At 68.9% G+C, this 13,570-nt stretch carries 14 protein-coding genes; 12 read left to right on the top strand and 2 right to left on the bottom strand.

What is annotated here, in order from left to right; genetic code table 11:
- Nucleotides 1-26 precede the first annotated feature (26 nt).
- On the top strand, nt 27-2,036 hold the full coding sequence (gene thrS, locus OL358_RS14340) for a threonine--tRNA ligase (RefSeq protein WP_264710745.1): 2,010 nt from the start codon (nt 27-29) through the stop codon (nt 2,034-2,036).
- Nucleotides 2,033-2,617 carry an HIT family protein gene (locus tag OL358_RS14335; RefSeq protein ID WP_413631622.1) on the top strand — a complete coding sequence of 195 codons (585 nt, stop codon included), beginning with the start codon at nt 2,033-2,035 and terminating at the stop codon, nt 2,615-2,617. The genes thrS and OL358_RS14335 overlap by 4 nt, the downstream gene beginning before the upstream one ends.
- A 46-nt stretch (nt 2,618-2,663) precedes the next feature.
- Here OL358_RS14335 and pdxY read toward each other — a convergent pair whose 3' ends face one another.
- Both pdxY and OL358_RS14325 read right to left on the bottom strand, forming a co-directional pair.
- Entirely contained in the window at nt 2,664-3,515 is an 852-nt protein-coding gene (pdxY, locus tag OL358_RS14330; RefSeq protein ID WP_264710744.1) for a pyridoxal kinase PdxY, read from the bottom strand.
- A gap of 57 nt (nt 3,516-3,572) precedes the next feature.
- A complete protein-coding gene (locus OL358_RS14325) occupies nt 3,573-4,922 on the bottom strand; it encodes an aminotransferase class I/II-fold pyridoxal phosphate-dependent enzyme (protein WP_264711025.1) in 1,350 nt (449 codons plus the stop codon).
- A 123-nt stretch (nt 4,923-5,045) separates the two neighbouring features.
- Between OL358_RS14325 and pdxS the strand changes: the two genes are divergently transcribed.
- The 10 genes from pdxS to secF all read left to right on the top strand — a co-directional run bounded on the left by pdxS (nt 5,046) and on the right by secF (nt 13,558).
- Nucleotides 5,046-5,936, top strand: coding sequence for a pyridoxal 5'-phosphate synthase lyase subunit PdxS (gene pdxS, locus OL358_RS14320; RefSeq protein ID WP_264710743.1), 891 nt, complete (start codon nt 5,046-5,048; stop codon nt 5,934-5,936).
- Complete coding sequence (gene pdxT, locus OL358_RS14315) at nt 5,933-6,532, top strand: pyridoxal 5'-phosphate synthase glutaminase subunit PdxT (protein ID WP_264710742.1); 600 nt, start codon at nt 5,933-5,935, stop codon at nt 6,530-6,532. Before pdxS ends, pdxT begins: the two co-directional genes overlap by 4 nt.
- Nucleotides 6,529-7,074 (top strand): DUF1697 domain-containing protein, encoded by a 546-nt coding sequence (locus tag OL358_RS14310; RefSeq protein WP_264710741.1) that lies wholly within the window; start codon nt 6,529-6,531, stop codon nt 7,072-7,074. The genes pdxT and OL358_RS14310 overlap by 4 nt, the downstream gene beginning before the upstream one ends.
- 116 nt (nt 7,075-7,190) lie before the next feature.
- Nucleotides 7,191-7,949 carry a YebC/PmpR family DNA-binding transcriptional regulator gene (locus OL358_RS14305; protein WP_264710740.1) on the top strand — a complete coding sequence of 253 codons (759 nt, stop codon included), beginning with the start codon at nt 7,191-7,193 and terminating at the stop codon, nt 7,947-7,949.
- Between the two features lie 55 nt (nt 7,950-8,004).
- The gene (ruvC, locus tag OL358_RS14300; RefSeq protein ID WP_264710739.1) at nt 8,005-8,580 is read left to right on the top strand and encodes a crossover junction endodeoxyribonuclease RuvC; all 576 of its coding nucleotides are present in this window, start codon (nt 8,005-8,007) and stop codon (nt 8,578-8,580) included.
- Nucleotides 8,581-8,626: 46 nt separating this feature from the next.
- Nucleotides 8,627-9,247 carry a Holliday junction branch migration protein RuvA gene (gene ruvA / locus OL358_RS14295; RefSeq protein ID WP_264710738.1) on the top strand — a complete coding sequence of 207 codons (621 nt, stop codon included), beginning with the start codon at nt 8,627-8,629 and terminating at the stop codon, nt 9,245-9,247.
- A complete protein-coding gene (ruvB, locus tag OL358_RS14290; RefSeq protein ID WP_264710737.1) occupies nt 9,240-10,268 on the top strand; it encodes a Holliday junction branch migration DNA helicase RuvB in 1,029 nt (342 codons plus the stop codon). The genes ruvA and ruvB overlap by 8 nt, the downstream gene beginning before the upstream one ends.
- Nucleotides 10,269-10,349: 81 nt before the next feature.
- A complete protein-coding gene (locus OL358_RS14285) occupies nt 10,350-10,787 on the top strand; it encodes a preprotein translocase subunit YajC (RefSeq protein WP_264710736.1) in 438 nt (145 codons plus the stop codon).
- A 42-nt stretch (nt 10,788-10,829) separates the two neighbouring features.
- Complete coding sequence (secD, locus tag OL358_RS14280) at nt 10,830-12,569, top strand: protein translocase subunit SecD (protein ID WP_264710735.1); 1,740 nt, start codon at nt 10,830-10,832, stop codon at nt 12,567-12,569.
- Nucleotides 12,569-13,558, top strand: coding sequence for a protein translocase subunit SecF (secF, locus tag OL358_RS14275; protein WP_264710734.1), 990 nt, complete (start codon nt 12,569-12,571; stop codon nt 13,556-13,558). The genes secD and secF overlap by 1 nt, the downstream gene beginning before the upstream one ends.
- Nucleotides 13,559-13,570 lie beyond the last annotated feature (12 nt).

Genomic DNA, 13,570 nt, shown 5'->3' with positions numbered 1-13,570 from the left:
TCCGAGCCATCTCCAGGAGAGTTTCCGTGACTGACGACGTCCTCCCGCCCGCCGTGCCTTTCCCCGCAGACGGGTTCGCCCTGTTCCCCGACCGCTCCGTCGTCGCCCTGCGCGTCAACGGCGAGCTGAAAGACCTCGCGACGGTGGTGCAGGAGACGGATGCCGTCGAGCCGATCACCTTCGACAGCCCCGACGGGCTCGCGATCCTTCGCCACTCGACCGCGCACGTCCTCGCGCAGGCGGTGCAGCGCATCAATCCGCAGGCGAACCTCGGCATCGGCCCGCCGATCACCGACGGCTTCTACTACGACTTCGGCGTGGAGCATCCGTTCACGCCCGAGGACGTGAAGGCGATCGACAAGGAGATGCAGCGCATCGTCCGCGAGGGCCAGCGCTTCGTGCGCCGCGTGGTCACCGACGAGGAAGCGCGCGCCGAGCTCGTCGACGAGCCCTTCAAGCTCGAGCTCATCGGACTCAAGGGCGGATCCAAAGAGGCGGCGGAAGGCGCTTCCGTCGAGGTCGGCGCCGGCGAGCTCACCATCTACGACAACGTGGACCGCGACGGGCAGACGGTCTGGAAGGACCTCTGCCGCGGCCCTCACGTGCCGAGCACCCGCATGATCGGCAACGGCTGGGCACTCCAGCGCGTGGCCGGCGCGTACTGGCGCGGGAGCGAGAAGAACCCGCAGCTGCAGCGCATCTACGGCACCGCCTGGCCGACCAAGGAGGAGCTGCGCGCCTACCAGCAGCGTCTCGAGGAGGCCGCCAAGCGCGACCACCGCAAGCTCGGGAAGGAGCTCGACCTGTTCTCGTTCCCGGACGAGATCGGGTCCGGCCTCTCGGTGTGGCATCCCCGCGGCGGAATCGTGCGCGGCGAGATGGAGCAGCACGCGCGCCGTCGCCACATCGGCGGCGGGTACACCTACGTGTACACGCCCCACATCTCGAAGGAGGACCTCTTCCTCCAGTCGAATCACCTCGTCACCTACAAGGAGGGCATGTTCCCGCCCATCGTGATGGACGAGGAGCGCGACGAGCACGGGGAGATCATCAAGCACGGCCAGGACTACTACCTGAAGCCGATGAACTGCCCGATGCACATCCTGATCTTCAAGGAGCGCGCGCGCAGCTACCGCGACCTGCCGATGCGCCTCGCCGAGAACGGCACCGTGTATCGCAACGAGCTCTCCGGCGCGCTCCACGGTCTCACCCGTGTGCGCGGGTTCACCCAGGACGATTCGCACCTGTTCGTCACCCCGGAGCAGCTCGAGACCGAGACCACCCGGGTCCTCGAGTTCGTGATCTCGATGCTCCGCGACTTCGGTCTCGAGGACTTCGAGCTCGAGCTGTCGATGCGCGACGACGAGAAGGACAAGTGGATCGGCTCCGACGAGTTCTGGGACTACTCGACGAACGCCCTCCGCAACGTCGCGCACGCGAGCGGGCTGAAGGTCACCGAGGTCCCCGGCGAAGCCGCGTTCTACGGCCCGAAGATCGACCTCAAGACGAAGGACGCGATCGGCCGCACGTGGCAGCTCTCGACAGTGCAGGTCGACGTCAACCTGCCCGAGCGCTTCGAGCTGGAGTTCACCGACCGTGACGGACAGAAGAAGCGCCCGATCATGATCCACCGGGCTCTCTTCGGGTCGATCGAGCGGTTCTTCGCGATCCTGCTCGAGCACTACGCCGGTGCGTTCCCGGTCTGGCTGTCGCCGGTCCAGGTGGTCGGCATCCCGGTCGCCGAGGAGTACGCCGACTATCTGTCCGACGTCGTCTCGCAGCTCCGGGCGGACGGCGTACGCGCCGAGCTCGACCACAGCGACGACCGCATGCAGAAGAAGATCCGCACGCACACCACGCAGAAGGTGCCGCTCATGCTGATCGCCGGCGAGCAGGATCGCGCAGGCGGGACGGTCTCGTTCCGCTTCCGCGACGGCTCGCAGGAGAACGGCGTGCCGATCGCCGACGCCGTGCGCCGCATCCATGAATCGATCGCGACGCACGCGCTGGTGAACTCCGCAGAGGACTTCGGGTGAGGAGCGGGACCCCGGGGACGGATGCCGCAGCCGACGAGTCCGGCGACGTCGCGGGTCTCGTGGATGCGGCATCGCTCCCCGGCGTCCCCGACGCGTTCCAGCGCCTGTGGACGCCGCACCGGATGGCCTACATCCAGGCCGGACCGGATCCGCTCCGCGAGGAGTGCCCGTTCTGCGCGGCACCTCACAAGAGCGACGCCGACGGACTCATCGTCGCGCGCGGCCGCACCGCCTACGCGCTGCTCAACCTCTTCCCGTACAACTCCGGGCACCTGCTGATCTGCCCGTATCGCCACATCGCGACGTACGACCAGGCGACGGACGAGGAGGTCGCGGAGATCGGCGAGCTCACTCAGACGGCGATGCGCGTGCTGCGGACGGTGTCGCGCTGCGACGGGTTCAACATCGGGATGAACCAGGGGAGTGTCGCCGGCGCGGGGGTCGACGAGCACCTCCACCAGCACGTCGTACCCCGCTGGGGCTCCGACGCGAACTTCTTCCCGATCATCGCCCGCACGAAGGCGCTGCCCCAGCTGCTCGGCGAGGTGCGCGTCGCCGTCGCGGAGGCCTGGAACGACTGAGGCGAATCACGCCTCGCGGGCGTGCGGGCGCGGCATCCGGCCCCGCTCAGCGGACCTGACGCACCTCGAACTGCATACGGGGGTGCGCGTAGGACTCCTGCGACTCCACGAGCTGCAACTCGCGTTCGCCCGACTCGTGGGTCCGCTCGAGCAAGTCGAACACGCTCGACGTGGTGCGCGCGAGCGCGTCGCCGAGGTCGCCTGTGCGTCGGTAGTGCGCCGTGAAGAGCGCGGCCGTGACGTCTCCCGAGCCGTTGGCCTTCATCGGGATGCGCGGCGTCTGGACGATCCACGCGCCGCCGTCGTCGACGGCGAGCATCTCGATCGTGTCGTCGGGGCGGTCGGGGCGTTCGACGCTCGTCACGAGCACGGTGCGCGGACCGGTGTCGCGGATGCGGTCGACGGACTCGAGCGTCGATGCGAGGGTATCGGGCTCGGTGTCGGTGAGGAACCCGAGCTCGAACTGGTTCGGGGTGATGATGTCCGCCGAGGGGACGACCCGGTCGCGGAGGAGGATCGGGATCGCCGGCGCGACGAAGCATCCGGATTTCGCGTTGCCCATCACGGGATCGCAGGAGTACACCGCGTCGGGGTTGGCCGCCTTCACGCGTGCGACGGCGTCGAGGATGACATCGGCGATGCCCTCGCCGCCCTGGTAGCCCGAGAGCACGACATCGATCTCGGGAAGCACGCCGCGCTCCTCGATGCCGAGGATCACGTCCCGCACATCGTCGGGGCCGATCAGGGGACCGCGCCACGCACCGTAGCCGGTGTGGTTCGAGAAGTTCACCGTGTACACCGGCAGCACCTCGACGCCGATGCGCTGGAGGGGGAACACGGCTGCCGAGTTGCCGACGTGACCGTACGCGACGGCGGACTGGATCGAGAGGATCTTCACCGGTCGATCATCCCATCCCGTGCTCGTACGCGAAGGCGGACTGGTTGGAATGGTTCGTCACCGGTCGATCGCTCCCACGGTGGCCGCGACAGGGCGGCCGCCGACGGCGTGCACGGCGGCGGCGATGTCGTCCGCGAGCTGATCCGCCTCGGCATCCGTGAGGTCGTGCGTCGTGAGCCGGAGCCGGTGGGAAGCGTCGGTGCCGCCGAGCGCGAAGTCGTCCCCGCTGCGGGCGAGCCACCCGCGGCGCATGAGCCGCTCGGTGACCGCGCGCGCCGGCACCGGCAGCGCCACCCAGAGGTTGAGCCCGTCGCCGGAGCCCGCGGGGATTCCGAGCGCGGTGAGGCGCTCGGCGAATGCCGTGTTGCGCGCGGCGTAGTGCGCGCCCGCGCGATCGATCTCCGCCATCACGACGGGGTCCGAGGCGAGCGCCAGCGTCAGTCGCTGCAGCAGATGGCTCACCCACGTCGTCCCCGGGGTCAGCCTCATCGCGAGGCGACCGGCCGTCTCGGCGTCGGACGCCGTCACGGCGAGGCACATGTCGGGCCCCAGGAACTTCGACACCGAGCGGACGAGCGCCCACCGGAGGTGCGTGGCGGGGATGATCGTGTGGAAGGGCTCGCGCGACAGCATCGAGAAGTGGTCGTCCTCGATGACGAGCACGTACGGATGCTCCGCCAGCACCGCGCGGAGCTGTTCGGCCCTTCGCGCCGAGACGCTGGCGCCCGTCGGGTTCTGCGCGCGCGGTGTGCAGATGACGGCCCTCACTCCGTCGTCGATCGCCGCCTGGAGCCCCGCGACCGTCATGCCCTCGTCGTCGACGGGGACGGCGACCGCCCGGTAGCCGCCGACGCGGACGGTGTGGATGCTGGTGAGGAAGCAGGGGTCCTCGAGCGCGACGGCGTCGTCGCGGGTCAGCGCGCTGGCCAGGAGCCGCTCGACGGCGTCGGCGGCGCCGCTCGTGATGGTGAGGCTGAAGTCGGAGGCGGGGGAGTCGCCCATCCAGGCTCGGGCCCAGCGTTCGAGGTCGGGGTCGATGACGGGTTCGCCGTAGAGCACCGGCCTCCCGGCGACACCGGCGAGCGCGCGGGAGAGGTCGGGAATGCGGGTCGGATCGGGGTTCCCCGTGCCCACGTCGCGCAGCACGGTGTCGGCTGCGAACCCTTCCTGCGCGACCACGGCGCGGTCGGCCACGCGCGTGCCTCCGCGGCCGTAGGTGACCACGAGGCCGGCCTGTGTGAGCTGGCGGTAGGCGGCGACCACCGTGTTGCGATTGACGCCGAGGCTATCGGCGAGCGCGCGCACCGACGGGAGGGCGTCGCCGGGGCGCAGCATCCGTCGCTCCACGAGAGCTCGCAGACTGTCGGCGATCTCCGCGGCGGAGCGTCCGCTGATCCCGTGGTCCATGCCACCGCCCTTCACCGTGCCGATTCTATGGGTCGGTACATGCTATCTTTTGGCCTAGGCCAATCGGCCACCTCGTCTCCATCCGGTCGCGCGCGCCGTGCGGCCCACCCGAAGGGAACCCTCGTGAGCGCAGTCGACACGGGAACCGGTCGCGTCAAGCGCGGCCTCGCCGAAATGCTCAAGGGCGGCGTCATCATGGACGTCGTGACCGCCGACCAGGCGAAGATCGCCGAAGACGCCGGTGCCGTCGCGGTCATGGCGCTCGAGCGTGTGCCCGCCGACATCCGGGCCCAGGGCGGCGTGTCGCGCATGAGCGACCCCGACATGATCGACGGCATCATCGACGCGGTCTCGATCCCCGTGATGGCGAAGGCTCGCATCGGCCACTTCGTCGAGGCCCAGGTGCTCCAGGAGCTCGGCGTCGACTACATCGACGAGTCCGAGGTGCTCTCGCCCGCCGACTACGTGAACCACATCGACAAGTGGGGCTTCACGGTTCCCTTCGTCTGCGGTGCCACCAACCTGGGCGAAGCGCTCCGCCGCATCAACGAGGGTGCCGCGATGATCCGCTCGAAGGGCGAGGCCGGCACCGGTGACGTCTCCGAGGCCACCAAGCACATCCGCAAGATCTCGAGCGAGATCAACGTGCTGCGCTCGATGACGAAGGACGAGCTGTACGTCGCGGCCAAGGAGCTCCAGGCGCCGTACGAGCTCGTCGCCGAGGTCGCCGAGACCGGCAAGCTCCCCGTCGTCCTCTTCGTCGCCGGTGGCGTGGCCACTCCTGCGGACGCCGCGATGATGATGCAGCTGGGTGCCGACGGCGTGTTCGTCGGGTCGGGCATCTTCAAGTCGGGCAACCCGGCGGAGCGCGCCGCGGCCATCGTGAAAGCGACGACCTTCTACGACGACGCCAAGGTGATCGCCGAGGTCTCCCGAGGACTCGGCGAGGCGATGGTCGGCATCAACGTCACCGACCTCGCGGCCCCGCACCGCCTCGCCGAGCGCGGTTGGTGACCGTTCCCTCTCGTCCCCACGTCGGCGTCCTGGCGCTGCAGGGCGACGTGCGTGAGCACGCGCGCGTGCTGACCGGCCTCGGCGCCGAGGTGTCCCTCGTGCGCCGGCCGGTCGAGCTCGCCGCGGTCGACGGGCTCGTGATCCCCGGCGGCGAATCGAGCGTCATCGACAAGCTGTCGCGGACGTTCGGGATGCGCGAGCCGTTGCGCGACGCGATCGCCGCGGGGATGCCGATGTACGGCACGTGCGCCGGCATGATCCTCCTGGCGGACCGCATCACCGACGGCATCGAGGGGCAGCAGACGTTCGGCGGCCTCGACGTCACGGTGCGGCGCAATGCGTTCGGCAGCCAGGTCGACTCGTTCGAGACCGATCTGACCGTGCCCGTGCTCGGTGACCCTCCGGTGCACGCCGTGTTCATCCGCGCGCCGCTCGTCGAGGAGACAGGTCCCGATGTCGAGCGGATGGCCGTGCTCGACGACGGTCGCGTCGTCGCCGTCCGGCAGGGTGCGCTGCTCGCGACGGCCTTCCATCCAGAGGTCTCGGGGGAGCACCGGTTCCATCGGCTCTTCCTCGAATCGATGCGCGCGTCATGACCGGCGTCAGGACCACGTGGGTCGCGCTCCTTCGGGGCGTGAACGTGGGCGGCATCAGCATCCGCAGCGCCGACCTCGCGCGGGTGTTCACCGAGCTCGGCTTCGATGCCGTGCGCACGGTGCTCGCGAGCGGCAACGTCGTGTTCGAGGCGGATGCCGCGGCATCCGCCCGCCCGAAGCTGAAGGCGAAGATCGAGAAGGCTCTTCGCGAGCGCTTCGACTACGACGCGTGGATCGTGCTCGTCACGATGGACGAGCTCACGGCCGCGGCCGACGCGTTCCCCTTCGACGACGCCGACTCCTCGCGCCAGCCGTGGGTGATCTTCTGCGTCGACACGACCACGCGTGACGAGCTCGTGAAGGCCGCGAGCGAATCGGATGCCGCGGCCGACCCGGTCGCCTCCGGACCCGGCGTCGTCTACTGGAACCCGGTGAAGGGGACGACCGTCTCCACGGCATTCGCGAAGGTGATCGCGAAGCCCGCATACAAGGCGCGCACGACGAATCGCAACCTGCGGACGCTGCGACGGATCATCGGCTGACGCGGCGTTCCGCGGCGCGCGTCCGTGCTCGGGTTTAGACTTGTCAGCCGGCGGCAGGGTTCGGATCGCGTCGATGCGATCGTCCCCGCTGGGCCGACGAGCTGATCAGGAGAAGTATGTCCGGGCATTCCAAGTGGGCGACGACCAAGCATAAGAAGGCCGTCATCGATTCGCGCCGTGCCAAGTCGTGGGCAAAGCTCATCAAGAACATCGAAGTGGCCGCGAAGCTCGGAGGCCCCGACCTCCAGGGCAACCCGACGCTGTTCGACGCGGTCCTCAAGGCGAAGAAGACCTCCGTCCCCAAGGACAACATCGACCGCGCCATCAAGCGCGGCGCAGGCATCGGCGGCGAGTCGGTCGAGTACTCGTCGATCGTCTACGAAGGCTACGGACCGAATGGCGTCGCCCTCATGATCGAGTGCCTCACCGACAACAAGAACCGCGCGGCGGCCGAGGTGCGCACGGCGCTGTCGCGCAACGGCGGCACGCTGGCCGACCCGGGCAGCGTCGCGTACAACTTCACGCGCAAGGGCGTCATCGTCGTCTCGGGCGAGGGCACCAGCGAGGACGACGTCATGCTGGCAGTGCTCGAGGCGGGCGCGGATGATGTCGAGCCGCACGCCCAGGGATTCGAGGTCATCACCGAGGCGACCGATCTCGTCACCGTGCGCTCCGCGCTGCAGGACGCCGGCATCGAGTACGAGTCGGCGGACGTCGAGTTCGTGCCGAACCTCAAGGTCGAGATCGACGCCGATACGGCGCGCAAGGTCTTCCGCCTGATCGACGCGCTGGAAGACAGCGACGACGTGCAGAACGTTTTCAGCAACTTCGACCTGTCGGCCGACGTCCAGGCGGAGCTCGAAGAGGACGAGTAGGTCTCGCGCGGAGCGCCTCGGCGCCGCCGTCGCACGTGTCGCCTAACGTGATCGGGTGACCTCCGCACGCGCGCACGGCAGCCTCCGGGTGCTCGGCATCGACCCCGGTCTCACCCGCTGCGGAGTCGGCGTCGTCGATGTCGCGCGCGACCGCTCGGCCCGTCTGGTGCACGTCGGCGTCGTGCGCTCGGATCACGGCGCGCCGATCGAAGAGCGCCTGGCCATCATCGCGGCAGGCATCCGCGCCGTCGTCGACGCCCATGATCCCGACGTGATCGCGGTCGAGCGCGTGTTCGCGCAGCACAACCGCCAGACGGTCATGGGCACGGCGCAGGCGAGCGGCATCGCCCTCCTGATCGCGGGGGAGCGCGGCCTCCCCGCGGCGACTCACACGCCGTCCGAGGTGAAGGCGGCGGTGACCGGCTATGGCTCGGCCGACAAGCTCCAAGTGCAGAAGATGGTCGCCCGCGTGCTGCGCCTCGACGCCCTCCCGCAACCGGCCGACGCCGCGGATGCGCTCGCGCTCGCGCTCTGCCACGCCTGGCGCGGCGGGGCGGCGGTCGCGACATCCGCACCGCTCACGCCCGCGCAGAAGGCATGGCACGACGCCGAACGGCTCACGAGCCGCTGAGCGTGTCGCTCGAACAAACGTCCGAAGGCGCACGTAGGCTCGGAGCATGATCTCGTCCCTCCGCGGCACCGTGGTGCACATCGAGCAGGACGCCGTCGTCGTCGAGGTCGGCGGTGTCGGCCTGTCCGTCGCGGTGACGCAGCAGGTCGCGAGGGGCGCGCGTCTGGGCGAGTCGATCCTGCTCCACACGAACCTCATCGTGCGCGAAGACGCCCTGTCGCTCTTCGGTTTCGAAGAGCGTGAAGAGCTCGTCGTCTTCACGCAGCTCCTGGGAGTCACCGGCGTCGGGCCGAAGTCCGCGCTCGGCGTGCTCTCGACGCTCACCGTCGCCCAGATCGCCGACGCGGTCGCCGCCGACGACGATGCGCCGTTCCGCCGCGTCTCGGGCATCGGGCCGAAGACGGCCAAGCTCATCGTCGTTCAGCTCGCGGGCAAGATCACGGTCACGCGCACCGCCGGCCCTGGGCGAGCGGATGCCTCGCCGGCCATTCCCGCGCAGGTGGTGCAGGCGCTGGTGGGCCTCGGGTGGTCGGAACGCGTCGCCGCCGAAGCGGTGGATTCGGTCGCCGGCGACGCGACCGAAGCCGACCGCGCCACCGTCCCTGCGCTGCTCCGCCTCACGCTGTCCGTGCTCGGCCCCGCGCGCAAGGAGCCGATCGGTGGGTGACGTGCGCGATGTCGAGGAGCCGGCCGACGAGACCGAGCTCGCGATCGAGGGCGCCCTGCGGCCCACGTCGCTGGCCGAGTTCGTCGGGCAGCACAAGGTCCGCGGGCAGCTGCAGCTTCTGCTGGATGCCGCGCGCATCCAGCAGCGTTCGCCCGACCACATTCTGCTGTCGGGTCCGCCCGGCCTCGGGAAGACCACTCTCGCGATGATCGTCGCGCACGAGAGCGAACGACCGCTGCGCCTGTCGAGCGGTCCCGCGATCCAGCACGCAGGGGACCTCGCCGCCCTCCTCTCGAGCCTCACCCCCGGCGAGGTGCTCTTCATCGACGAGATCCACCGCATGGCGCGATCCGCTGAAGAGATGCTCTACCTCGCAATGGAGGACTTCCGCATCGACATCATGGTCGGCAAGGGCGCCGGGGCGACCAGCATCCCGCTCGATCTCGCACCGTTCACGCTCGTGGGCGCCACGACCAGGTCGGGTCTTCTCCCCAACCCGCTGCGCGACCGCTTCGGCTTCACCGCCCACCTCGAGTACTACGAGCCGGAAGAGCTCGAGCGCGTCATCGAGCGGTCGGCCGCCATGCTCGGCGTGTCGCTGCCGCCGTCGGCGCGGGCGGAGATCGCCCGGCGCTCGCGCGGAACACCCCGCATCGCGAACCGGCTGCTCCGCCGCGTTCGGGACTATCTCATCGTCTACGGCGATGGGCGCGAAGCCGATGCGGCGCTGGTGGATGCGGCCCTCGACCTGTACGACGTCGATGCGATCGGCCTCGATCGCCTCGACCGCGCGGTGCTCGACGCGCTCGTCCGCCGATTCCGCGGCGGGCCGGTCGGACTCGGCACGCTCGCGGTGGCGGTCGGCGAGGAGGGTGAGACGATCGAGTCCGTCGTCGAGCCGTATCTCGTTCGCATCGGATTCATGGGCAGGACACCGCGCGGGCGTGTGGCGACTCCCGAGGCGTACGCGCATCTCGGCGCGCGGCCCGCCGAATCGGTGCTCGACTTCGATGACCTATAATCGCTGGAGGCTTTCGCCCCCCTCCTCTCACAGGCAGCGCCGCCCTGGTGCGCGCCTGACCCGAAAGGTCACCTCACCTTCATGAACGAGTTCTTCACCAACTACGGCCTCATCATCCTGCTGGTCGTCCTTCTGGTCTTCATGTTCTGGAGCTCGCGCCGCCGCATGGCGAAGCAGAAGCTCGAGCAGGAGCAGCGCGCACGCCAGACGGTGCCCGGCGCAGAGGTCCTCCTCCAGGGCGGGCTGTTCGGCACGATCGTGTCGTACGACCCCGAGAACCTCGACCAGCCGGCGATCGTCGAGATCGCCCCCGGTGTCGAGATCAAGGTCCACAGCCAGGCCATCCTGCGCGTCGTCGACCCCGCGGTCGAGGTCCAGACGGAGGACGACTTCCTCCCCGAGGCATCCGCTCCCGTCGTCACTCCGGTCGATGACGTCGCCGACGACATCCGCGCCGTCGACGACAAGGCTGACGCGGCCGACCCGGACGCAGAGCCCGGCACCAAGCCCCAGGCCTGATCCCACCGGCCCGTTCGGGCTTCCTTCCAGAAAGCGGAATCCGTGGCGACTTCCACTCCCGTCCGGCATGCGTGGCGCGCGCTGACCGGCCTCCTCGTGATCACGGCCCTGCTGGCCGGCATCAACGCGCTCGGCGTCTACGTGTTCCAGCAGAGCTCGTGGACGCCGGCACTCGCGCTGGACCTTCAGGGCGGCACGCAGATCGTGCTCGAGGCGCAGACCGAGGACGGCACTGCGCCGTCCGAGGAGCAGATGAACCAGGCGGTCACGATCATCCGCCAGCGCGTCGACGCGTCAGGCGTGGGTGAGGCCGACGTCACGACGCAGGCCGGAAACCAGATCGTCGTGCAGATCCCCGGCCAGGCCGACGAGGAGACCCGCAACCGCATCGAGGCCTCGGCTCAGCTGCAGCTGCGTGCGGTGCTCCAGACCAGTGCGCCGGTCACGTCCTTCGTCGGCGAGGACGGCAAGGAGACGCCGTTCCCGACGCCGGACCCGACGCTCGCGGCCACCCCCTCCGTCGCGCCCACGAACGGAAGCGACTCCGCATGGGTCACGCCGAAGCTGCAGGCCGAGTTCAACGCGTACGACTGCGCGAATCCCACGAACGACCCCGCGAACGCGCCGGCCGACGAGCCGCTCATCACGTGTGACGCCGACGGCACCCAGAAGTACATCCTCGGACCGGTGGAGCTCGACGGCTCATCGATCGACGACGCCTCGTTCGGCTTGCAGCAGCAGAACGGACTGTGGGCCGTCAACCTGCGCTTCGACGACGAGGGCACCAAGATCTTCGGCGAGATCAGCCAGCGCCTCTACGGCGCCGACCCGCCGCTCGACCAGTTCGCGTTCGTGCTCGACGGCTACGTGCTCTCGGCACCATCGATGAACGCTGTCATCCTCGGCGGCGACCCGAGCATCACGGGAAACTTCACGCAGGAGTCCTCGAAGGTCCTCGCCGATCAGCTGAAGTACGGCGCTCTTCCGCTCTCGTTCACGGTCGAGAGCTCCAACTCGATCTCGGCGACCCTCGGCTCGCAGCAGCTGCAGATCGGCCTCATCGCCGGCCTCATCGGTCTCGCGCTCGTCGCGATCTATTCGCTCATCGTCTACCGCGCGCTCGGTTTCGTGATCATCGCGTCGCTCGCCGTGATGGCCGTGCTGACATACCTCACGCTGTGCATCCTCGCGTGGCGCATGGGCTTCCGGCTCTCGCTGGCCGGCGTCGCGGGTCTGATCGTGACGATCGGCTTCACAGCCGACTCGTTCATCGTCTACTTCGAACGCATCCGCGACGAGCTGCGAGACGGCAAGTCGATCACGAGCGCGGTCGAGGACGGCTGGAACCGCGCCAAGCGCACGATCTACATCTCGAAGTCGATCAACATCCTCGCCGCCGTGGTGCTCTACATCCTGGCCGACGCGACGGTGAAGGGCTTCGCCTTCACTCTCGGTCTCACGACCGCGATCGACGTGCTGATCTTCATCCTCTTCACCCACCCGGTGATGCAGCTGCTGGCACGCACGAAGTTCTTCGGCGGCGGACACCCGCTGTCGGGACTCGACCCGACAGCGCTCGGCGCGGTCTACCGCGGTCGCGCCCAGTTCCGCGCACCCGTCGCGGCGACCTCGACGACGGCCGCAGGTCGGCGCGCCGGGAAGTCCCGCGGAGAGGCGGAGCGACGGCAGACGATCGCCGAGCGCAAGCAGGCAGAACTCGCAGCCAGTTCGGCCGGCGACAAGTCGAAACCCGGCAAGACCGCCAAGGAGGGAGACGACTGATGCGCTCCATGAATCAGCTCGGAAACGACCTCTACACCGGCAAGACCTCCTTCCCGTTCGTCGGGCGCCGGCGCCTGTGGTTCCTGATCGCGGCGATCCTGGTGGTCGGCTCGGCGCTGGTGCCGGTCTTCCGTCCGATCCAGTTCTCGATCGAGTTCACCGGCGGATCGCAGTTCACGGTCAGCGGTGTCGAGAGCCCCGACCAGACCGTCGCGACCGAGGCCGTTCACTCCGTCGTGTCCGACGCCACGACGAAGGTCGTGACAATCGGCGACAACGCGGTGCGGGTGCAGACGGACCAGCTGACGGATGCCGAGAGCCGCGAAGTCTCTGCGGCCCTCGCCGAGGCGTACGACGTGCCCGCCAGCGAGGTCAGCTATTCCTTCATCGGACCCAGCTGGGGAGCCGATGTCACGCGTCAGTCCCTGTGGGGTCTTGCGATCTTCCTCGCGCTGACGTTCTTGATCCTCGCGCTCTACTTCCGTACGTGGAAGATGTCCGTGTCGGCGATCATCGGCCTGGTCGACGTCCTCATCATCACGGTCGGCATCTACGCCCTCTTCGGGTTCGAGATCTCGCCGGCCGCCGTGATCGGGTTCCTCACGATCCTGTCTTATGCGCTCTACGACACCACGGTCGTGTTCGACAAGATCAGGGAGAATACGAGCGAAGACGGCGAAGTGTCCGGCCGCACCTTCGGCGAGTCGGTGAACCTCGCGGTGAACCAGACCCTGGTGCGCTCGATCAACACGACCGTCGTGGCGATCCTGCCGACCGGTGCGATCCTCTTCATCGGCATCATCTGGCAGGGTGCGCAGACGCTCACCGATCTGTCGCTGTCGATCTTCGTGGGAACGATCGTCGCCGCGTACTCGACGATCTTCGTCGCCGCGCCGCTCTACTCGCTCCTGCGCGAGAACGAGGCGCCCATCAAGACGCGCGACGCGCGCGTGCTCGCAGCGCGCGAGCTCGCAGGCACCCCGGCCTGAGGCGCATCGGCG

The sequence above is a fragment of the Microbacterium sp. SSM24 genome, from assembly GCF_025989145.1.
In the GTDB taxonomy this organism is placed as follows: domain Bacteria; phylum Actinomycetota; class Actinomycetes; order Actinomycetales; family Microbacteriaceae; genus Microbacterium.
Note: the sequence above shows the minus strand (reverse complement) of the source record. Positions and strands in the feature narration are given on the sequence as shown.

What these genes read in the sequence shown, in the direction of transcription:
- OL358_RS14325 (WP_264711025.1), bottom strand. Translation starts at nt 4,922, where the DNA reads ATGGACCACGGGATCAGCGGACGCTCCGCCGCGGAGATCGCCGACAGT.
- OL358_RS14310 (WP_264710741.1), top strand. Translation starts at nt 6,529, where the DNA reads ATGACCGGCGTCAGGACCACGTGGGTCGCGCTCCTTCGGGGCGTGAAC.
- OL358_RS14305 (WP_264710740.1), top strand. Translation starts at nt 7,191, where the DNA reads ATGTCCGGGCATTCCAAGTGGGCGACGACCAAGCATAAGAAGGCCGTC.
- ruvA (WP_264710738.1), top strand. Translation starts at nt 8,627, where the DNA reads ATGATCTCGTCCCTCCGCGGCACCGTGGTGCACATCGAGCAGGACGCC.
- OL358_RS14285 (WP_264710736.1), top strand. Translation starts at nt 10,350, where the DNA reads ATGAACGAGTTCTTCACCAACTACGGCCTCATCATCCTGCTGGTCGTC.
- secF (WP_264710734.1), top strand. Translation starts at nt 12,569, where the DNA reads ATGCGCTCCATGAATCAGCTCGGAAACGACCTCTACACCGGCAAGACC.